Genomic DNA, 19,083 nt, shown 5'->3' with positions numbered 1-19,083 from the left:
CATTGTCTCCAGAACTCCCTATTGTCGGAAAGAGCACCGGAAACATCAATATCCACGCATCCTCACCTAAAGGAGGATCAAATAATACTTTTGACGGAAGAAATTTGGATTGCTTAGAGCGATGCCTTAACGATTTTCCAATCCAGCAGGTCTGCGGAGGCGACTGCATACCGGTTACCGAAATGTTCGATGTTGGCGTAAGTCCGTCCGTTTGATCGCGAGTAATCCCGTACAGAGAAACCACCACCGAAGTTGGCCTTGATCGATTTTTCGACCTGCGAGCGGGATGCCAAAGCCGGCGCCCGATTCGTGTTTTCCCCGCTCGCAGCGCTGGCGATCCCCGGCAGCAACAGGACAGAGACAGTTGCGCACCCTTTGACAAAATCTCTACGCTTGATGTCCATGATCTGGCCCCCTGCTAAAGGATAATTCGAAAATGAGCCGAACGGCTTTACCTTGTCTCGGCGGCGTGAACGCACGACAGAGACATAGTACGACAGAGACACAGTACGACAGACACAAAGAGCGGGTTCAGCGTGGACCGTGCGTGGACTAAAAATCACGCCGAAATATGATCGAGATGGTTACCTTATGCAAGCTAGGTCGTTTCAAGGTATTCGTGTGATCTGCAAAGCACCGCAACCTTAGACAACTGAATCATTTGGGATTTGTACGAAATGATGTCGCTGAAGCACATAATCAGCGGCGGAATTCCTCTGAGGCGAGGCGCGCGCAATCTGTTCGCTGCTGAATAGCCCTGTATCGAAGGTGGCCGTGTGGCCGCAGAGTCGAACCTTAAAAGGCGCCCGCGGATTTTCCAGAGCAAGTGAGGAATTTCACACCGATCGCACAAAAATACCTGACCCGTCGGCATGCGGAGCGGCGGATGTGCCAAAAACCTTAGGAACAGACGCTCTGCCTTAGCGTTCTATGCCATTCATCTCGCATCTGGAGATACCGATGGCCGACGCACAACGCAACGATCGCGGGTCCAGGTTGGGAAGCGGTCGCAAATCAACGATGGCTGAGCGCTTCCTCTCCTATGTCAAACGATTCTGTCCGTATTCAAGTTGAAGGCCCGGCGTGTCCAAAGGACAGAGCCGGGCCTAATCGCGTTTCATCCTTTCCGAACCTCACCTCAGTGAGCGGGCGCGGATTCCGCAATCGCGTGAATAGGTTTGACGTTCTTGAAACCCACGCGCGAGAAGGAGACATAGAACGCGGCGATATTCATGAGCGCCCAGATGAAGAAACCCAAAGTGTAACCGCCCATGAGAAATTTGCTGCCGGCGAGGATCGTGGTCATGGTGAACCCGCATGCTGCGCCGGCCGCCTTGGCCAGTCCGCTAACCGCACCGACGTGCACGAAGTACATCGGGATCAGTTTGATGACTGCCGCCGCGGCTGCACCGGACAGTAGCGCAAGCCCGTAAATGGCGAACAGCTCGATGTTCAGCGAGATCTGCAAGGCCAAGAGCACCGCCAGCGCCGACATCAATCCGAACATTATGCTCAAGATGCTGAGAACATCGTAACGGTCGGCGAGCCAGCCCCCCAATGGTCGAGTAATGGCAACGCAGACCACCAGAATCGGCGTATAGACCGCGACCGCAGTCGTTGGATCCACGCGCCAATGATCAACCAGATAAGTCGGCATCGTTGACGCGAAGAAAACCAACGTGCCAAACGCAACCCAGTAAAGACCGGGAACGAGCCACACGACGATGCCCGAGCGGTAGACGGCGAAGATCTCGCTCATCGACGTATTCTTGAGCACCCGGTTCGGCGGATCAGACGTAAAGAACATGTAGACCGCCGCCATGAACAACGTGGGAATGGCGAATATCGGGAATATCATCCGCCATCCGTCCGGATCATTTTTGTCAAAAACGTTCGTAATCAGGAACGTGACGGCCATCATGCCGACCGTAATCCCGACATTGCCCATAGCAAAAAGGCCGAGCGCGGTTCCCTGTTTGGATTTAGGGTACCAGGACGACACATGGGCATTGCCGACCACGAAACTCGCGCCGCCAAGTCCGAGCATCGTTCCCAGAAACAGGAAGCCGTAATAGCTCTCGGCGAAGGTCCCCAAAATCAGGACAACAGAGAGAGCCACAAGCAAAAGCGTGAAAACCGTCCGGCCACCGTATTTGTCAGCCCAGATGCCGAGCGGGATGCTGATAGCGGCCGCAAAAAGCGGCTCCATCGCAGCGAGGATCAGCACCTGGGTGCTTGTAAAATGATACCACTCGATCAAAAATGGCGCGAGCGCGGAAAACATTCCCCAAATTGCAAAACCGAGGGAGAATGCCGCGGTCGATATCCACAACACCCTTGGGTTACCGGACGGCTCTGCCGCCTGGTTAGCCCCGACATTTGTATTTTCCACGGTCGCTCCTCATCATAACTTCTGTATCGCCGGCGCGACGCCAACTTACCGGGCGACACCAAATGGGGACTCTTGGCGTCGTTATGTCAACTGATTGACATAGTAACTCGCGGCAAGCTTCGCGTCTATCGATTTCCCGAAAAGGCCCAATCAAGGGTCAAGCTCATCGCCGGATCGCGATGGCGAATGGCCGATCAGGCAGTTCGGTCGGACGCTCGCGCAACCGATAACGACCGATGGAATGGTCGCCGGGGCCTTGCTCCCGCGAACCGCATCCGCTTCGCTTGAAAACGCTGTAGCCCGCAGGGCGGAGACTTCTCAAATGCCTCTGGCCCTGATGCCGAAAGCAGCTCTCTGTCGAGCTACCGGCTTTCCGGAACAGACCGCTCGGGAACTTTTGGTGCGTTCGACGCTTCTGTTTTCTATCCTGGGAGGATGCCTTGGAAGAAAACGAAACCAGCAACTTGATCGGCAGCGACAAAGTCGAAGGGACGGCCGTCTTTGGCCCCGACAACGAAAAGATCGGTTCGATCGAGCGGGTTATGATCGAAAAGGCAAGCGGTCGTGCTTCGTATGCCGTCTTGAGTTTTGGCGGATTCCTTGGAAGCGGCGACGACCATTATCCTTTGCCTTGGCATACCTTGAAATATGCCATTCTACTCGGCGGTTATCGGACCGGCGTGACCATCGAACAACTCCAAAGTGCCCCGAAATATCGGGTCGAAAGCAACTGGAATTGGTCAGAGCCGGCTCGAACTAAGGCGGTCGACGACTACTATGCCGCCGGTTTTTAGAGAAACACATTGATCGGAGGAGTTAGGCCCCTGCAGCTTCTATGACCGTCCATCTCATCCACGGCCCGAGGGCGATATGAATGAACGAGTTCGAACAATTGCTTGGTCGTGCGGTTTTGCAGCTCTGGCCTGAACTTACTCGGGATGTTCAGGAGCAGATCTTCGAAGCTGCATCAAATGATCCTGACGTCCGGCGCCGTCTGGCCGTTCTGCTCCATGATCAACACCCCAGAACAGCTTTCCCACTTCAACCCGGTTCGTTGGCCTAGGCGGACTGAGACCTGAATTGAAACTTGAACCCATCCGCGCGCGCATAGAGACGTCAGCTGCGAAAGCTTTTCGCGGCGGCTGCGCGTATCAGCAGACAATAGGAGCAGGAGCGATGATATGAAACACACGGCCGCTTTGCTTTCAATGGCGACCGGGGTTCCGCCCAATGTGTTTCATCAGTCGCAAATTCTCGACGCGGCGCGTTTCATCTTAGGCTCGCGATACCCGCAGTTCGAAACGTTATCCTCTCTCTTCGCCAACACTGGCATCCAGCACCGCTACGGCGTGAAGCCGATTGAATGGTATTGCGAGCCGCGGGGCTGGCCGGAGCGAACTCAAGCCTTTCTGGACGGCGCGGAAGCACTATTCGTCGACGTCGCGCAAAAGGCCATGGAGCGGGCCGATCTTGGCGCAACTGACATCGACACCGTCGTTACGGTGTGTTCGACCGGCATCGCCACCCCGACGCTAGAGGCCCGCGTCGCCGGCAGGCTTGGCTTCCGAACGGATGTGTCGCGCGTGCCGGTGTTTGGGCTTGGCTGCGCCGGCGGCGTCGCGGGACTATCCATTGCATCGCGATTGGCGCAAGCCCGGCCAGGCACCAACGTACTCCTCGTGGTCCTCGAACTTTGCACGCTCGCCGTTCGCCACGACGAACTGACAAAGGCCAATATCGTTGCCGCCAGCCTGTTCGGCGATGGGGCTGCGGCCGTCGTGCTGCGCGCCGGAGATGGAGGTGCAACACGTATCGAGGCGACCGGCGAGTACCTCTGGCCGAACACCCTCGATATTATGGGATGGCGCGTAGACCCCGAAGGATTCGGCGTGATCTTCCAGCGCACGATTCCAAACTTTGTGCTCGCGCACATGAAGCCGGGCGTCACCGCAGTTCTGTCCGGGCTGGGTCTCTCGATCGGAGACATCGACCGCTTCATCTGCCATCCCGGGGGTGCAAAGGTCATCGTCGCGATCGAGCGCGCTTTCTCCCTGGATCAGGGAACCCTCGATCACGAACGAAGCGTTATCGCCGATTACGGCAACATGTCAGCGGCCACCGTCCTGTTTGTGCTCGAACGCGCCCGCGCGCAGGGCCTGCCCTCGCGGTCGCTTGTGACCTCGCTGGGCCCGGGCTTTACCGCTAGCTGCGTCACGCTGCGTCACGCCGCGTGACTCTCGCCGCTCTCATTCTCGCGCTGGTTACAGTGCAGCGGCTAGGCGAACTCATCCTGTCCCGTTACAATACCGCGAGACTATTGGCGCAGGGCGCAATCGAGATTGCGCCTGGTCATTATCCGCTGATCGTCGCGACCCATGCCGCCTGGCTGATCGCATTGTGGGCGTGGGGCCGCGATCAGGATGTCAATTTCGTCGCCCTTGCGGTTTTCATTCTGCTCCAAGTGTTTCGCTTTTGGGTGCTCGCAACCCTCGGACCACGATGGACCACGCGCATCATCGTCTTACCTGATGCGCCGATGGTGACATCGGGACCTTACAGATACATGTCGCATCCGAACTATGCGATCGTTGTCGCGGAAATCGCAGTGTTACCGCTCGCGCTTCATCTGTATCTGCTGGCGCTTGTCTTCACTGTCCTGAACGCGCTGGTGCTCAGTATCCGCATTCGCGCCGAAACCCGCGCGCTTGCAACGGTACGCGAACGGCGGCCATGATCTCAGCCTCTCTGCTTGTTTGTCGAGCATTTTTGGAGGCTCCAATATGTTGGTGAATGGAAAATGGACATCGGACTGGCAACCGGTCCAGTCCAAGGACGAAAAGGGCGGCTTTGTCCGTCAGACGTCCAGCTTCCGCAACTGGACATAACCGGACGCCAAATGGCGAACAGCCTCAGATCAGCGAAGCCACCGCCTCCAGCCCGATGATGCGCGCCAGCGCACGCACCTCCTGCTTCTGGTCCTCTCGCAGCCTGGTCAACAACGGCTGGGCCGCGACCTTGATCTGCTCGATCTCACCGGCTCCGAGCGAAGCGTTCTTGCCCGGCGCCGAACGCCGCTCGTGGATTTTATGGGCGGCATCGCGCAATGCGCTTTCCACGGCTGGCCAGTAGGGCTCTTGCCCGGGCGTCAGTCGCAGCCTTCCTTTCAACGCAGCGATCTGCATATCGCTAAGCAGCGAGTAGTCCTTCTGAACGGACTGGTTTGCGAGTTTAGGTCGGGGACGTGGCAGCGGCGGGTCCTCGATCGGTGGCATCGACGGCGTAATCTCGGTGTCGAGGGGAAGCTCGGTTGCAACAGCCGGCCGCAGCGATCCTGACAACGTCAGATCGGCGCCAGCGTCAGGCACCGCGGCCTGGACCGGAAGTCTGTCTGCCTTGCTCTCGCGATTGGCTGCCAGCTCCGTCGGTTCTGATTCCACGGACACTGGAGACGGCGTTGCAACAAACCGGACCATCAGAACGTTGCCGCGGCCGAATATCGCCGCCAGCGCCACCCCCGTGACAACGCAGCACGCAAGCGCCAGGATCGTCATCGTCCGCGTCAAAAAGGCCTCCGGTTCAATTCACGAGCGCAGCCGATTGATCCTCACAACTCGATATGAATCAAGGCTTGCCTGCGCAGGACCGGGCTGGGCGGCCGATATTCACACGCAATCCGAATCTCGGGACGCGGTGGCCGGCAGTCAGGCCGCCAGAATATAGGCGTCCTGGATGTCGGCGACGAGTTCGGATACTTCCCAGATTGCATTTGGCGGGATGGCGTTCATGCTGACCGTCCAGTTGGCGCCTCTGCGGGTCTTCGGCGTGCTGACGATGTCGAACTGCACCTCGCGGCACAATGGATGCCTGCCGAACGCCGCGGTCACTCGCGCCTGCAATTCCTGGATGGTCGCCGGTGTTCTTACCGACGCGATGTCGCGTTCCATCGGCCTTATGCCCGCCCGAACGGTATCTGGCCTCTTTCGGCAGATACATACCGGTCTCGGACAAGGTGTCTGATCGTGGTTAATGAGGTCTTAACAACGGAACCGCCCCCAAAGGAGTCCTCTGGTTCCGCTCAGAGCGGACTTGGAACGAACCGCCGGTGGAACACTCCCCACGACGAGTTCACGAGGCTGGCGATGCCGTCCGGCACAATTACTTGGTCCGTTTGAGTTCCTCCAGCACCTCATCGATAGTCGCAAGATGCGTTTCCACGGCTAGGCGAACCAGCGTGTAGGGCTTGGGATCATCCGGATCGTCCGCCCTTCGAACAACAAAGCCACGTTTGAAGGCCATCGCCCTCGCCTGCCTGAATTTTTCCAGGTCATCATTGACCGTCATTTTATTGCCCTCCCTCCTCCACCGTTAAAAGGCGATCTCGCCCGAAATTGCGGCTCCATCTATTCCAACTCTGCCCTGTTCATCAATGCAAACGCTTCGCGCGCATGCGCTTTGCTGCCCGCTGGGCCGGGAGGATTCTTCAGATCAAGCGGAATGCGATCACAAATCCCAGGACGATAACGGCAGCACCGATGGACACCCAAAGACCGAGCCGCTTTTCGATTTCGTGGCGAATGGCGTCGCCGAAGCGATCGAGCAGGATCGCGACGATGAAGAAGCGGCCCCCCCGGGCGATGATCGAGCACAGGATGAAGAGCCAGACATCGTATCCGGCGAAACCCGATGTGATGGTGACGAGCTTGTAGGGAATCGGCGTCAGGCCCTTGCCGATGATGATCCACGCGCCCCAATGCGCATACGACGCGCGAAACGCTTCGACCTTGTCGCCAAGTCCATACAGATGAATGAGCCATTGGCCGACCGAGTCGTAGAGCAATGCGCCGATCGCATAGCCAAGCACGCCGCCGGCAACCGAGGCGATCGTGCATACGGTCGCGAACAGCCAGGCCCGTTGTGGCCGCGCCAGCGCCATCGGCAGCAACATGACATCGGGCGGCACTGGAAAGAATGAGCTTTCAGCGAAAGCCACTGCGGCCAAAATCCAGAGCGCATAGGGCTTGTCAGCGGCGGCGATGCACCAGTTGTAGGTCCGTCTCAGCATGGCGCGATCAACCATCGCAGAGCCGATTTGTCCATGGCTGATGCGAAGATTCAGCGGTGCTTGCACAGCGAACTGGAGCCGCCGGTCGACTCACCCATCGGTTCCCGACGGAGTATAAAAGGCAACCTGGAAGCGCGACATATTGCAGCGGTCATCGCGCTTTTAAATTGCCTCTGATAGACTGCAACCGAGTTACGGTCGCGCGTTGCGGCCGCCACAATTGATCCGCCGCAGTATCTTCCATGCAAGTGCGTTCTATCCGTCTCTGGTACGCCCTCCTTGTGCTCGTGAGCGCGGTCGGCGTTGCATACCTCGGCGTTGCGGGCGGCCGGGCCGACGCCGGCGCGCCAACCGAGATCAAATTCTCGCTCGACCGCCCGATCGATGCCGCCGTGGCTCCGGTCGTTCTGGCATCGACCAGGGGGCTATTCAGCGCGGAAGGCCTGAATGTCACGACGATGGCCGCCACCGACACGGCGGACGCCATCGCACGCGTCGCGGTCGGCACGAGCGAACTGGCGCTCGCCGACCTCAACGCCCTGATCCGCTTTCGGGATCAGCCAGGCGTGCGGCCAATCAAGGCGGTGTTCGTGCTGTTCGATAAAACGGCCTACGCCTTCATTGCGCGCAAGAGCCGGGGCATCAACACGCTTGCCGACATCGAGGGCAAAACGGTCGGCGTCACCGATGGCGATCTTTCCATCAGACTATGGCCAGCGCTCGCGCGGCGGAACGGATTAAAACTCAAGGCCGTGAAGCTGCAGCAGATCGGTCCCGCTGTTCGTGAACCGATGCTGTCGGCGGGCCAGCTCGACGCCATATCCGGCCTGTCGTACCTGTCGGCGATCGACCTGCGCAATCGCGGTATTCCGGCCGACGATATCGCCGTGCTGCGATTTTCCGACTACGGCTGCGTAGCCTATGGCAAGGCCCTGATCGTCAACCCGGAATTCGCAGCCGACAAGCCGGAAGCGGTGAAGGCATTTGTGCGCGCGGTGATCGCTGGTCTGCGACTTACCATCAGGGAGCCCGCGCAGGCTGTCGATGACGTGCTGGGTCAAATGGCTAGCGGATCACGGGCCGTCGAACTGGAACGCCTGCATGCGGTCCTGAGCGACAACATTCTGACTAGCGAGGTCAGACACAGGGGCATCGGCGGTATCGACCCGGTCCGGTTCGAGACGTTGCTCGACCAGATCGCCGAAAATTTCAAGTTCCGCAATCGTCCGGTGGCCACGGATATTTTTGACAGCAGTTTTTTACCACCGGCCAGCGACCGCAAGATCACGCAGGCCGAGTAAGTGGCACGAGGAAGCTGTATTCCGCAGCCAGCCCGGCTATAGCGTTTTCAAGCGAACCGGTATCCACTTCGCTCGAAACCGCTATAGTGTCGCGATCCGCAAGAGCCTCTTCTCCAATGTCGATGGTCCGCCTTTATACGCGCGTTCTTGAATTGCTTGGCAGAGAAGCGCGGCTTGGCTGGATTTTAGCCGGCGCCAATCTGCTGCTGGCCGGCGCGCAGTTCGCCGAGCCGGTGCTGTTCGGCCGCATCGTCGACGTGCTCTCCGGCAATCCCGCCGCGGGTCCTTTCGGGACAACTTCGACCTCGCCGTGGCCGCTGCTGGCGGTTTGGGTGGCCTTCGGCCTCTTCACGATCCTGTGCGGCGTGATCGTGGCCTTGCAGGCCGACCGTCTTTCGCATCGCCAGCGCCAGGCCGTGCTGACGGGCTATTTCGAGCACATCATGCAGTTGCCGCTCACCTACCATGCCGGCACCCATTCGGGACGGCTGATGAAGGTGATGCTGCAAGGCACCGACGCGCTGTGGCGGCTGTGGCTCGGATTCTTCCGCGAGCATTTCGCGGCAATGATGTCGCTCGTGGTGCTGCTGCCGCTATCGCTCTATATCAACTGGCGGCTGGCGATCCTGTTGTTCGCGCTTTGCATCGTATTCACGATGCTGACGACGCTGGTGGTTCGCAGAACCTTCGATATGCAGAACGAGGTGGAGGCGCATTTCAGCGACCTCTCTGCGCGCGCCTCGGACGCCCTCGGTAACGTCGCACTGGTGCAGAGCTTTGTGCGCGTCGATGCCGAGGTTCAGGGTCTGCGGTTCGTCGTCGACAAGCTGCTGGCGGCGCAGATGCCGGTGCTGTCGTGGTGGGCCGTCGTCACCGTGATGACGCGCGCCTCGACCACGATCACCATCCTGGCGATCTTCGCCGTTGGCATCGTGTTGAACCAGCGGGGGATGACATCGGTCGGCGAGATCGTGATGTTCGTGAGCTTCGCCACCATGCTGATCCAGAGGCTCGAGCAAGTGGTAGCCTTCATCAACAGCGTGTTCATGGAGGCGCCGCGGCTCAAGGAGTTCTTCAACGTGCTCGACGCCGTTCCGGCGGTGCGCGACCGTCGCGACGCCGTCGACGCCGGGCGATTGCAGGGACTCATCGAATTCCATGACGTGTCGTTCTCCTATGACGGCAAGCGGCCCGCGGTGGAGGATCTGTCGTTCGTCGCGTTGCCCGGCGAGACCATCGCATTGGTCGGCCCGACCGGCGCCGGCAAGTCCACCGCCGCCGCGCTGCTGCATCGCGCGTTCGATCCGCAGTCCGGCAGCATCAAGATCGATGGCATGGACATCCGCGGCCTGACGCTGACCTCGTTGCGGCGAAACATCGGCGTGGTGTTCCAGGAGGCGCTGCTGTTCGACCGCTCGATCGCGGAGAACCTGCGCGTCGGCAAGCCTGACGCCACCGAGGAGGAGATGCGGTTCGCCGCCGAGCGGGCCCAGGCGCTCGACTTCATCGAACGCGGCGAGAAGAAATTCGACACCCATGCCGGCGAGCGCGGGCGAATGCTGTCCGGCGGCGAGCGGCAGCGGCTATCGATTGCCCGCGCGTTGCTGAAGGACCCGCCGATCCTGATCCTCGACGAGGCAACCAGCGCGCTCGACGCCGTGACCGAGGCCAGGGTCAATGCCGCGCTCGACGAGGTGATGAAAGGACGCACGACATTCGTCATCGCGCACCGGCTGTCCACCATCCGCAACGCCACGCGTATTCTGGTTTTCGAGAACGGGCGTGTGATCGAAAACGGAACCTTTGACGAACTGGTGGCAAACGGTGGCCACTTCGCTCAACTTGCGAAAGCGCAATTCATGACGCAGGAAAGTACCCCAGCAGGCTAGCCATCGTCGCGAACCAGCCCGACCGTCGAAATTCGGCCCCTTTCGTTGGGGAATTAGGCTGCGAGCCATCTGTTCTGGCTTGCCAGGCCGGTATAGATTGGGGCCGCCGCGTCGCCGGCGCCCGGACACGCTTGAAACCTAGCGCGCATTCCGCAAAAGTGGATACCGGTTTTGCGATCAGAATACGCGCAGTTACTCATTGAGAGCATTTCTTACGGTTAAGTCGGACTCCCCTTAACTCGAGAAGCAGGCCTCCTTGCCAAAAGTGAGGTCTCAAAGGACCGGAACGACCGTGCATCCTGCCATCGCCCTGTTTCGTAAATCATTGCCGATCTGGATGATCCTCGCGGCCGGATTGCTGGTTGCGGTCGCGCCGCTGCGCGCGGCCCACGCTACCGAAGCGCATCTGCTGATTGAAGCCGACAGCGGCAAGGTGCTGGAGGCCGAGAACGCCACCTATCCCTGGTATCCGGCCTCGGTCACCAAGCTGATGACCGCTTATGTCACACTGACCGCGGTCAAGCAGCGACGCATCACACTCGACACGCTGTTCGCGGTATCGCCGACCGCGGCCGCGCAGTCGCCTTCGAAAATGGGATTCCGGCCGGGCACGCAGGTCACCGTCGACAACGCGCTGAAGATGATGCTGGTGAAGTCGGCGAACGACATGGCCGTGGTGCTGGCGGAAGGCGTCGGTGGCTCGATCGACGGCTTCTCCGCCGAAATGAATGCGACCGCGCAGCGGCTCGGCATGACGCAGACGAGCTACGTCAACCCTAATGGGCTACCCGCCGACGGCCAGATCACCTCGGCGCGCGATCTCGCCATTCTCGCACGCGCGATCATTCACGATTTGCCTGAATACGAATATTTCATGCACATCCCTTCGATCCGCTACGGCCGCAGGGTGACACATAACTTCAACAAGCTGATCGGACGCTTTCCCGGCGCCGACGGCTTCAAGACCGGATTCATCTGCGCGTCCGGCTACAATCTCGTCGGCTCGGCCACGCAGAATGGCAAACGCCTGATCGCAGTGGTGCTCGGCGCCTCGTCAGGCACGATGCGCGCGGTGCGCGTCGCGCAAATGCTGGAGCGCGGCTTCGCCAACAACACGCTGTCGTGGCTGCGTCCGGCGCTCGGCACGGTTGACAATCTGGCGCCGATCGCGGCCACACCTCCCAATCTGCGCGATGAAATGTGCGGACCCAAACGCAAGCATCCTGCCAGCGACGAGGACGACGATGTCGTCGCCAATTCGACAGCCACCGGCAACGCCGTGATGTCGTTCCTTTCGACTGGCGTTCAACCACCGACGTTGCGGCCGGTGGACATGATCGCAGCCGCCCCCGCGCCCTCGGATCCGGTCGTTGTCTATACCGGGCCGACGCGAACCGGTGCTGCCATCGCCGCAGCAGCAGAAGCCGATGCTGCACGCGATGCTCCGCCAAAAGCCGGTAAGCGCAGCAAGACTGCCCACGGCAAACGCGGCGACGCCACGTCGGAAGCCAAAGCTAGTGAAAAATCGAAAAACCAGGTCTCGGTAACCATCAACCCCAATTCCACAAAACCTCCAGCCAATACCAAGCCGGCCGCCAGCAAAAAGCCTGATGCGAAGCGCACCGGTGCCCGGCCAGCTTCCGCCAAGCCGAAAACAGCCGAAGACAAGTCCAAGCCGTAGGCGCTGGCCATCAAACCATCGCGGGCCAACCACGCCAAGATAAGCCCCTCGAGCCTGCGGCGACGGCACCATGCGTCGTTATTGCGCAACTGCTTGCCTTGGACAGGCGCCTTGCCCGATATTCCCTGACCACGACATTTTCTCTCCCTTTGAACAAGGATCACCGGGGGCGTCACATGGATCGCATCTGGCTTGGGCAATATCCCGCAGGCGTGCCCGCTGACATCGACGCGTCGCCGTACGCTTCGTTGATCAAGTTGCTGGAGGAGAGCTTCGCCAGGTTCAGCGACCGCAAGGCCTTCATCTGCATGGACAAGGCGATAACCTATCGCGAGCTCGACGAGACGTCGCTTGCCCTCGGCGCTTACCTGCAAGGCCGGGGACTGAAAAAGGGCGCTCGCGTCGCGCTGATGATGCCGAACGTCCTGCAATATCCGATTTCGACAGTAGCCGTGCTGCGCGCCGGCTATGTCGTGGTCAACGTCAACCCGCTCTACACGCCGCACGAGCTTGAACATCAGCTTAAGGACTCCGGCGCGGAAGCGATCATCGTGCTGGAGAACTTCGCGTCGACGGTGCAGCAGGTGATCGGTAAAACCGACGTCAGGCACGTCATTGTCGGCAGCATGGGCGATCTGCTCGGTTTCAAGGGCGTGATCGTCAACTTCGTGGTTCGTCACGTCAGAAAGATGGTGCCACCATCATCAATCCCGCACGCGGTCAAGTTCAACGACGCCCTTGCCGCGGGGCGCAACATGACGCTTGCCCGGCCCGAACTCGCGGCTGACGATGTGGCCTTCCTGCAATATACCGGTGGCACAACCGGCGTCTCGAAGGGCGCGACGCTGCTCCATCAAAACATTCTCGCCAACGTGCTGCAGAACGATGCCTGGCTGCAGCCGGCGCTGACGAAGCCGCCGATGATCGACCAGGTCTTCATCGTCTGTGCTCTGCCGCTTTATCATATCTTCGCGCTGACGGCGTGCTTCATGCTGGGGATGCGCGCGGGCGGCGTCAATCTCCTGATCCCGAATCCGCGCGACATGCCGGGCCTCGTCAAGGAGTTGATGAAGTATCAGATCAACGTCTTCCCGGCGGTGAATACGCTCTACAACGCCCTTCTCAACGCACCCGGCCTCGACCGTGTCGACTTCTCGAAACTCAAGGTGTCGATTGGCGGCGGCATGGCCGTCCAGAAGGTCGTGGCGGAGAGGTGGCTGAAAACGACGGCATGCCCGTTGCTGGAAGGCTACGGCCTTTCGGAAACCTCGCCGACGCTGACCTGCAATCCCGCCGACAGCACCAAATTCTCCGGCTCGATCGGGCTTCCCATGCCCTCGACATACGTCTCCATCCGGGACGATAACGGCCAGGAAACGCCGCTCGGCGAGCCGGGCGAAATCTGCGTCAGTGGCCCACAACTGATGCCAGGCTACTGGAATAGGCCGGACGAGACCGCAAAGGTGATGACGGCGGACGGCTTCTTCCGTACCGGCGACATCGGCATCATGTCCGCGGACGGTTACACCCGGATCGTCGACCGCAAGAAGGACATGATCCTGGTCTCCGGGTTCAATGTCTATCCGAACGAGATTGAGGACGTGATCGCGAGTCATCCGGGCGTGCTGGAATGCGCTGTGGTCGGCGTCAAGGACGAGAAATCGGGTGAGGCGGTGAAGGCTTTCGTGGTGAGGAAAGATCGGAATCTCACATCCGAGGATCTCATCAAGTTCGCGCGGACACAGCTGACGAGCTACAAGGTGCCGAGGCGAATCGAATTCCGCGACACTCTGCCGAAAACCAATGTCGGCAAGATTCTCCGCCGCGCATTGCGCGACGAAGCCAAAGACCCCGCTTAGAAATCCCCTCTCCTGGAGCACAGGGTTCAGGAAAACGCCTGTTCGATCATGAATGACACAAATCTCCCCTCTCCCGCCGATATCCTCGCCTTCTGGCGAGAGGCCGGCATGTCCAAATGGTATATCAAGAACGACGCGTTCGACGCCGAGGTGCGCCGTCGCTTTCAAAGGCTTTGGGAAGCTGCTCAGGATGGCGAACTCATGGGATGGGAGGAGACCGACGACGGCGCGCTGGCGCTCGTCATCGTGCTCGACCAGTTTCCGCGCAACATGTTCCGCGGCGACGCCCAGACCTTCTCGACCGACGATCAGGCGCTAGCTGTCGCCGTTCGTGCCATTGCAGGCGGCGCCGACACGCGCATAGAGCACGATCTTGTCGAGTTCCTTTATATGCCCCTCATGCATTCCGAGCGGCTCGCGGATCAAGACCGCTGCATTGAGCTGTTTCGCGCCCGCGGCCGACCGGACAACCTCAAATTCGCGGAAACCCATGCCGACATCATTCGCCGGTTCGGCCGTTTTCCGCATCGCAATCTTGTGCTCGGGCGCACGACGAGCGCCGAAGAGCAGACGTTTCTCGACGCGGGCGGGTTTGCAGGCTAGCGCTGTTTTGACTTTGATGGATCAAGGCCTGGACGTTAGCGTTATGCTTGAGACGTTTTCGCGATGTAGACCCGAAAGCGCGTTATGGAGGTACGGTGAACGGGTAGCCGCTGCTGTTTCGCTGTTGGAATATTGTACCTCCATTCCTCCTTCTCACGCTGCCATTCCATGGAGATTTGACGATGACCATCAAAGTTGGCGACCGCCTGCCCGATGCGACGTTTCGTATCATGACCGAGGACGGGGTCCAGACCAAAAGCACCGGCGACATCTTCAAAGGAAGGAAAGTAGCGTTGTTCGCCGTGCCCGGCGCCTACACAGGTACCTGTCATAAACAGCATCTGCCGAGTATTTTCGCCAGCGCTCGCGCCATCAAGGACAAGGGCGTGAACGAGATCGCCATTGTCTCGGTCAACGACGTGTTCGTCCTGAGCGCCTGGAAGCGCGATACCGACCAGCGTAACGAGGCGGTGTTCCTTGCGGACGGCAACGCCGAGTTCGCGAAGGCGATCGGCCTGGAGTTCGACGGCTCCGAGAAGGGTCTCGGCATCCGCTCAAAGCGCTATTCCATGCTGGTCGAGGACGGGGTGGTGAAGAAACTGAACGTCGAGGACTCGCCCGGCAAGGTCGAGGTCTCCGGCGGAGATACGTTGGTCGGGCAGTTGTAAAAATTGATGTCATGCGCGGGCATAGCCGTTCGAAGAACGGGGTCGCTCCCGCTCGCTATGACCCGCGCATCCATCTTCTTCGTAGGATTTTTGAAATAGATTGCCGATCAAGTCCGGCAATGATGAGTGACCTACTTCAGCCGCGCCATCGCCACGCCTTCGCGCGCAAGCTGATCGGCGCGCTCGTTTTCGTCATGGCCGGCGTGACCCTTGATCCAGTGCCAGCGCACGTCATGAGGCTTCAACGCATCGTCGAGCCGCTGCCAGAGGTCGGCGTTCTTCACTGGCTTCTTATCGGCGGTACGCCAGCCGTTCCGCTTCCAGTTGTGAATCCAGCCGGTGATGCCTTGCCGTACGTACTGGCTGTCGGTGGTGAGATCGACAAGCGCCGGACGCTTCAGCGCCTCCAGCGCCGAGATCGCCGCCAGCAACTCCATCCGGTTGTTGGTGGTATGCGGTTCGCCACCTTTCAGTTCTTTCTCGATTTCACCGAACCGCAGGATCGCGCCCCAGCCGCCGGGGCCCGGGTTGCCTGAGCAGGCGCCGTCCGTGAAAATCGTGACATGCGGAAGCGCGGGCGAATTCACGCCACCAGCCCCGAGAGCGCGACGCCGTAGTCGCGGACGCTGCCGACACGCTGCTGGAAACGCAGCTTGCGGACGTATTCGAGCGGGTCTTTCGGTTTCACCAGCGCGCCGGCGGGCACGTTGAGAAAATCGACCAGCCGCGTCAGCAGAAACCGCAACGCGGCGCCCCTTGCGAGCAAAGGCAACGCCGCCTGTTCGGCCTCCGACAGCGTGCGCTCGCAATTGTAGGCGGCAAGCAACGCCCGAGCCTTGGTGACGTTGAAGGAATGATCCGGCTCGAAACACCAGGCGTTGAGGCAGATCGCGACGTCATAGGCCAAGAAATCATTGCAAGCGAAATAGAAATCGATCAGCCCCGACAACCTCTCGCCGAGAAACAGCACGTTATCAGGAAACAGGTCGGCATGGATCACGCCAGCCGGCAGCTTCTCCGGCCAGTGTGCTTCAAGGTGGTCGAGTTCAGCCTTGAGAAAATCGTGCAAACCCTGTTGCACGGTATCGATGCAAGCACCGGCCTGTTCGAACAGCGGCCGCCAACTGGACACCGACAGCGCATTAGCGCGGCTCATGGGGAAATCGCGGCCGGCGAGATGCAGCTTCGCCAGCGCAGCACCGGTCGCGGCGCAATGAGCGACGTTTGGCTTCCGCGGCCACACGCCCTCGAGAAAATCGATGATGGCGGCAGGACGCCCCGCGAGGCGGCCAAGCGTTTCGCCGCCGCGCGCCTTGACCGGCTGCGGACACACAATACCGTGGGTCGCAAGATGACCCATCAAACCGAGAAAGAACGGCAGGTCGTCGATGGCGACGCGCTTTTCATAGAGCGTCAGGAAAAACGATCCGGAGGTGGTGTGCAGCAGATAGTTGGAGTTCTCGACGCCTTCGGCGATACCCTTGTAGGACAGTACCTCGCCGATATCGTAGGCTTTCAGAAAATCCGCAAGCTCCTCGGCGGCGACGTCGGTGTAGACCGCCATCTCGTATCCCCGTTCCGGTCCCGGTCGTGCTATAGCGTTTTCAAACGAGGTGGGTACCGGTTGGCGTGAAGAAAACGCATCAAATCAGAATCATAGAGCCTCGCTTCTGATTCCATCAGAAGCGGAAAGGCCCTAGGCGGCGTCAGGCCGCAGCGAGCGGGGCAGCGGGAAAAACTCGTTTTCTTCCGCAGCCGAAACTGTTTCCACCTCGAGTTCATAGCACGCAGCGAATGCGTCCATGATTTCCTCGACGATGACTTCGGGTGCCGACGCGCCCGCGGTGATGCCAAGACTTCTGATCCCCTCGAACATGTTCCAGTCGAGATCGCTGGCGCGCTGCGCAAGCACGGATACTTTGCAACCCTCGCGCTCGGCAACCTCGCGCAGCCGTTGCGAATTGGAGGAGTTCGGCGCTCCGACCACAATCAGCGCGTCGACCACCGGCGCGACCTTCTTGACGGCCAACTGGCGGTTGGTGGTGGCGTAGCAGATGTCTTCCTTGTGCGGACCATGAATGTCCGGGAAGCGTTGCTTCAGCACCGCCACGATCTCGGCGGTGTCGTCGATGGACAGCGTGGTTTGAGTCACGAAAGCAAGATTACTGGCATCTTTCGGCGTGAATTTCTCGGCATCCTCGGCGGTTTCGATCAGAGTCACCGCACCCGCCGGCAATTGCCCGACGGTGCCGACGACTTCCGGGTGATGGGAATGCCCGATCAGCAGAATCTCGTGACCGCGCTTGAAATGGATCGCCGCCTCACGATGAACCTTGGTCACGAGAGGACAGGTGGCATCGAGCGAAAAGAAATTGCGCCTCTGAGCGTCTGCAGGAACCGACTTCGGCACGCCATGGGCAGAAAAAACCACCGGCGCCTTGGTGTCGTCGGGGATCTCCGCCAGTTCCTCGACGAAGATCGCTCCCTTGGCGCGAAGGCTATCGACAACATAGCGATTATGGACGATTTCGTGACGCACATAGACCGGCGCGCCATACAGCGTCAGCGCACGTTCCACGGTATCGATCGCCCTGACCACCCCGGCGCAGAAGCCGCGGGGCGAGCAAAGCACGATTTTAAGTTTTGGTTTAGCATTCATGAGGGGATCCGTGCCGAATCACCCCACACCGGCAGGGCGGGAACGGCCAATACTTAGGTGATGACTTTGGACGGCTTTCGGGCGCTGTCAAGGCAGGTTCCGCAAACCAGGGATCGACAGAGCAAACCATTGCGCGGCCGACCTCCGACAGCATATATAGACTCCAATTCCCGTCATCGTCGATGACCAAAAGGCTTTGCTCTGAGGGGTGGGCAAAGCGCAAAGGAGATTTGCCATGAGCAATGCGCCGCTGATGCCGAAAGCGACTGCCGTGTGGCTCGTCGACAATACCGCGCTGTCGTTCGATCAGGTCGCCGACTTCACCAAGATGCATCCCCTGGAGGTCCGCGCCATCGCCGACGGCGATGCCGCCCAGGGCATCAAGGGCATGGACCCGATCTCCACCGGCCAACTCACCCGCGACGAGATCGAGAAGGGCGAAAGGGACCCGGACTACCGGCTGAGGCTGAGCGAAAGCCGGGTGGTGCTGCCCCCGGCAGCCAAGAAAAAGGGACCCCGCTACACCCCGGTGTCACGCCGCCACGAGCGGCCAAGCGCGATCCTCTGGCTCGTGCGCAATCATCCGGAATTGAAGGACGCTCAAATCATGCGTCTGGTAGGCACGACCAAAACCACGATTGCCGCGGTGCGCGACCGCACCCACTGGAACGCCTCGACTCTGACTCCGATGGATCCGGTGACGCTGGGGCTTTGCTCGCAGATCGAGCTCGATTTCGAGGTGCAACGCGCGGCCAAGGAGAAGCCGACCGATCAGCAGTATGGCGGCGCTACCTTGCTACCAGCGTCCGAGACCACCCGTCAGGACGGCGAATTCGAACCTACCGAAAAGCAGCAGGACGATCTCAACGTCGATGCCGTATTCGCCAAGCTGAAGACGATCGGCGGCAAGAAGGCCGAGGAGGAGGAAAAAGAATAAAGACGCTCAAGACTTTGCCGTTTCTCGGCGCA

The 19,083-nt window shown here is 59.9% G+C and carries 20 protein-coding genes and 1 pseudogene; 12 read left to right on the top strand and 9 right to left on the bottom strand.

Translation table 11 applies throughout. The features are described 5' to 3' along the window. Window positions 1-113: 113 nt before the first annotated feature. Together ACZ5IL_RS05845 and ACZ5IL_RS05840 are read right to left on the bottom strand one after the other, a co-directional pair. Window positions 114-404: a twin-arginine translocation signal domain-containing protein gene (locus tag ACZ5IL_RS05845; RefSeq protein ID WP_464595714.1), complete on the bottom strand. Its 291-nt coding sequence runs from the start codon at window positions 402-404 to the stop codon at window positions 114-116. Window positions 405-1,138: 734 nt separating this feature from the next. Then, on the bottom strand, window positions 1,139-2,392 hold the full coding sequence (locus tag ACZ5IL_RS05840) for an MFS transporter (RefSeq protein ID WP_464595712.1): 1,254 nt from the start codon (window positions 2,390-2,392) through the stop codon (window positions 1,139-1,141). A 440-nt stretch (window positions 2,393-2,832) separates the two neighbouring features. Here ACZ5IL_RS05840 and ACZ5IL_RS05835 point away from each other — a divergent pair, with 440 nt between their 5' ends. From ACZ5IL_RS05835 to ACZ5IL_RS05815, 5 genes and pseudogenes are all read left to right on the top strand, one after another. Further along, complete coding sequence (locus tag ACZ5IL_RS05835) at window positions 2,833-3,186, top strand: PRC-barrel domain-containing protein (protein WP_464595710.1); 354 nt, start codon at window positions 2,833-2,835, stop codon at window positions 3,184-3,186. An 80-nt stretch (window positions 3,187-3,266) separates the two neighbouring features. Further along, entirely contained in the window at window positions 3,267-3,455 is a 189-nt protein-coding gene (locus ACZ5IL_RS05830) for a hypothetical protein (RefSeq protein WP_464595708.1), read from the top strand. A 118-nt stretch (window positions 3,456-3,573) separates the two neighbouring features. After that, window positions 3,574-4,626 (top strand): type III polyketide synthase, encoded by a 1,053-nt coding sequence (locus tag ACZ5IL_RS05825; RefSeq protein WP_464595706.1) that lies wholly within the window; start codon window positions 3,574-3,576, stop codon window positions 4,624-4,626. After that, window positions 4,623-5,126 (top strand): isoprenylcysteine carboxyl methyltransferase family protein, encoded by a 504-nt coding sequence (locus ACZ5IL_RS05820; protein WP_464595704.1) that lies wholly within the window; start codon window positions 4,623-4,625, stop codon window positions 5,124-5,126. The genes ACZ5IL_RS05825 and ACZ5IL_RS05820 overlap by 4 nt, the downstream gene beginning before the upstream one ends. A gap of 46 nt (window positions 5,127-5,172) precedes the next feature. After that, window positions 5,173-5,274: pseudogene (locus ACZ5IL_RS05815) on the top strand (glutathione S-transferase family protein); the annotation flags it as partial. A 27-nt stretch (window positions 5,275-5,301) separates the two neighbouring features. On the opposite strand, the gene ACZ5IL_RS05810 reads toward ACZ5IL_RS05815, so the two are convergent. The 4 genes from ACZ5IL_RS05810 to ACZ5IL_RS05795 all read right to left on the bottom strand — a co-directional run bounded on the left by ACZ5IL_RS05810 (window position 5,302) and on the right by ACZ5IL_RS05795 (window position 7,454). Then, window positions 5,302-5,955 carry a hypothetical protein gene (locus ACZ5IL_RS05810; protein ID WP_464595702.1) on the bottom strand — a complete coding sequence of 218 codons (654 nt, stop codon included), beginning with the start codon at window positions 5,953-5,955 and terminating at the stop codon, window positions 5,302-5,304. Between the two features lie 138 nt (window positions 5,956-6,093). After that, window positions 6,094-6,336 (bottom strand): hypothetical protein, encoded by a 243-nt coding sequence (locus ACZ5IL_RS05805; protein ID WP_464595700.1) that lies wholly within the window; start codon window positions 6,334-6,336, stop codon window positions 6,094-6,096. A 211-nt stretch (window positions 6,337-6,547) separates the two neighbouring features. Continuing rightward, window positions 6,548-6,733: a hypothetical protein gene (locus tag ACZ5IL_RS05800; RefSeq protein ID WP_464595698.1), complete on the bottom strand. Its 186-nt coding sequence runs from the start codon at window positions 6,731-6,733 to the stop codon at window positions 6,548-6,550. Window positions 6,734-6,872: 139 nt separating this feature from the next. Beyond that, a complete protein-coding gene (locus ACZ5IL_RS05795) occupies window positions 6,873-7,454 on the bottom strand; it encodes a YqaA family protein (RefSeq protein ID WP_079448284.1) in 582 nt (193 codons plus the stop codon). A 242-nt stretch (window positions 7,455-7,696) separates the two neighbouring features. Here ACZ5IL_RS05795 and ACZ5IL_RS05790 point away from each other — a divergent pair, with 242 nt between their 5' ends. The 6 genes from ACZ5IL_RS05790 (at window position 7,697) to ACZ5IL_RS05765 (ending at window position 15,455) form a co-directional block, all read left to right on the top strand. Next, complete coding sequence (locus tag ACZ5IL_RS05790; protein ID WP_464595696.1) at window positions 7,697-8,755, top strand: ABC transporter substrate-binding protein; 1,059 nt, start codon at window positions 7,697-7,699, stop codon at window positions 8,753-8,755. Window positions 8,756-8,871: 116 nt separating this feature from the next. Continuing rightward, window positions 8,872-10,644, top strand: a complete 1,773-nt coding sequence (locus tag ACZ5IL_RS05785; protein ID WP_464595694.1) for a glucan ABC transporter ATP-binding protein/ permease — start codon at window positions 8,872-8,874, stop codon at window positions 10,642-10,644. A 337-nt stretch (window positions 10,645-10,981) separates the two neighbouring features. Further along, entirely contained in the window at window positions 10,982-12,325 is a 1,344-nt protein-coding gene (locus ACZ5IL_RS05780) for a D-alanyl-D-alanine carboxypeptidase family protein (RefSeq protein WP_464596837.1), read from the top strand. A gap of 176 nt (window positions 12,326-12,501) precedes the next feature. Beyond that, the gene (locus ACZ5IL_RS05775; RefSeq protein WP_464595692.1) at window positions 12,502-14,184 is read left to right on the top strand and encodes a long-chain-fatty-acid--CoA ligase; all 1,683 of its coding nucleotides are present in this window, start codon (window positions 12,502-12,504) and stop codon (window positions 14,182-14,184) included. A gap of 48 nt (window positions 14,185-14,232) precedes the next feature. Continuing rightward, window positions 14,233-14,787: a DUF924 family protein gene (locus ACZ5IL_RS05770; RefSeq protein ID WP_464595690.1), complete on the top strand. Its 555-nt coding sequence runs from the start codon at window positions 14,233-14,235 to the stop codon at window positions 14,785-14,787. 182 nt (window positions 14,788-14,969) lie between these two features. Next, the gene (locus ACZ5IL_RS05765) at window positions 14,970-15,455 is read left to right on the top strand and encodes a redoxin family protein (protein WP_464596835.1); all 486 of its coding nucleotides are present in this window, start codon (window positions 14,970-14,972) and stop codon (window positions 15,453-15,455) included. Between the two features lie 131 nt (window positions 15,456-15,586). Here ACZ5IL_RS05765 and rnhA read toward each other — a convergent pair whose 3' ends face one another. The 3 genes from rnhA to ispH form a co-directional block, all read right to left on the bottom strand. After that, complete coding sequence (gene rnhA, locus ACZ5IL_RS05760; protein WP_079448249.1) at window positions 15,587-16,042, bottom strand: ribonuclease HI; 456 nt, start codon at window positions 16,040-16,042, stop codon at window positions 15,587-15,589. Continuing rightward, window positions 16,039-17,019, bottom strand: coding sequence for a homoserine kinase (locus ACZ5IL_RS05755; protein ID WP_464595689.1), 981 nt, complete (start codon window positions 17,017-17,019; stop codon window positions 16,039-16,041). Before ACZ5IL_RS05755 ends, rnhA begins: the two co-directional genes overlap by 4 nt. Window positions 17,020-17,151: 132 nt before the next feature. Beyond that, complete coding sequence (gene ispH / locus ACZ5IL_RS05750; RefSeq protein WP_464595687.1) at window positions 17,152-18,114, bottom strand: 4-hydroxy-3-methylbut-2-enyl diphosphate reductase; 963 nt, start codon at window positions 18,112-18,114, stop codon at window positions 17,152-17,154. 235 nt (window positions 18,115-18,349) lie between these two features. Between ispH and ACZ5IL_RS05745 the strand changes: the two genes are divergently transcribed. Then, a complete protein-coding gene (locus ACZ5IL_RS05745; RefSeq protein WP_464595685.1) occupies window positions 18,350-19,051 on the top strand; it encodes a DUF1013 domain-containing protein in 702 nt (233 codons plus the stop codon). Window positions 19,052-19,083 lie beyond the last annotated feature (32 nt).

The sequence above is a fragment of the Nitrobacter sp. CN101 genome, from assembly GCF_055390255.1.
This window is presented reverse-complemented; position numbering and strand designations above follow the sequence as displayed.

Excerpts from the sequence above, each read along its gene's own strand:
- ACZ5IL_RS05845 (WP_464595714.1), bottom strand. The coding sequence starts at position 404 with ATGGACATCAAGCGTAGAGATTTTGTCAAAGGGTGCGCAACTGTCTCT.
- ACZ5IL_RS05830 (WP_464595708.1), top strand. The coding sequence starts at position 3,267 with ATGAACGAGTTCGAACAATTGCTTGGTCGTGCGGTTTTGCAGCTCTGG.
- ACZ5IL_RS05825 (WP_464595706.1), top strand. The coding sequence starts at position 3,574 with ATGAAACACACGGCCGCTTTGCTTTCAATGGCGACCGGGGTTCCGCCC.
- ACZ5IL_RS05805 (WP_464595700.1), bottom strand. The coding sequence starts at position 6,336 with ATGGAACGCGACATCGCGTCGGTAAGAACACCGGCGACCATCCAGGAA.
- ACZ5IL_RS05800 (WP_464595698.1), bottom strand. The coding sequence starts at position 6,733 with ATGACGGTCAATGATGACCTGGAAAAATTCAGGCAGGCGAGGGCGATG.
- ACZ5IL_RS05795 (WP_079448284.1), bottom strand. The coding sequence starts at position 7,454 with ATGCTGAGACGGACCTACAACTGGTGCATCGCCGCCGCTGACAAGCCC.
- ACZ5IL_RS05790 (WP_464595696.1), top strand. The coding sequence starts at position 7,697 with ATGCAAGTGCGTTCTATCCGTCTCTGGTACGCCCTCCTTGTGCTCGTG.
- ACZ5IL_RS05785 (WP_464595694.1), top strand. The coding sequence starts at position 8,872 with ATGTCGATGGTCCGCCTTTATACGCGCGTTCTTGAATTGCTTGGCAGA.
- ACZ5IL_RS05780 (WP_464596837.1), top strand. The coding sequence starts at position 10,982 with ATGATCCTCGCGGCCGGATTGCTGGTTGCGGTCGCGCCGCTGCGCGCG.
- ACZ5IL_RS05775 (WP_464595692.1), top strand. The coding sequence starts at position 12,502 with ATGGATCGCATCTGGCTTGGGCAATATCCCGCAGGCGTGCCCGCTGAC.
- ACZ5IL_RS05770 (WP_464595690.1), top strand. The coding sequence starts at position 14,233 with ATGAATGACACAAATCTCCCCTCTCCCGCCGATATCCTCGCCTTCTGG.
- ACZ5IL_RS05765 (WP_464596835.1), top strand. The coding sequence starts at position 14,970 with ATGACCATCAAAGTTGGCGACCGCCTGCCCGATGCGACGTTTCGTATC.
- ACZ5IL_RS05755 (WP_464595689.1), bottom strand. The coding sequence starts at position 17,019 with ATGGCGGTCTACACCGACGTCGCCGCCGAGGAGCTTGCGGATTTTCTG.
- ispH (WP_464595687.1), bottom strand. The coding sequence starts at position 18,114 with ATGAATGCTAAACCAAAACTTAAAATCGTGCTTTGCTCGCCCCGCGGC.
- ACZ5IL_RS05745 (WP_464595685.1), top strand. The coding sequence starts at position 18,350 with ATGAGCAATGCGCCGCTGATGCCGAAAGCGACTGCCGTGTGGCTCGTC.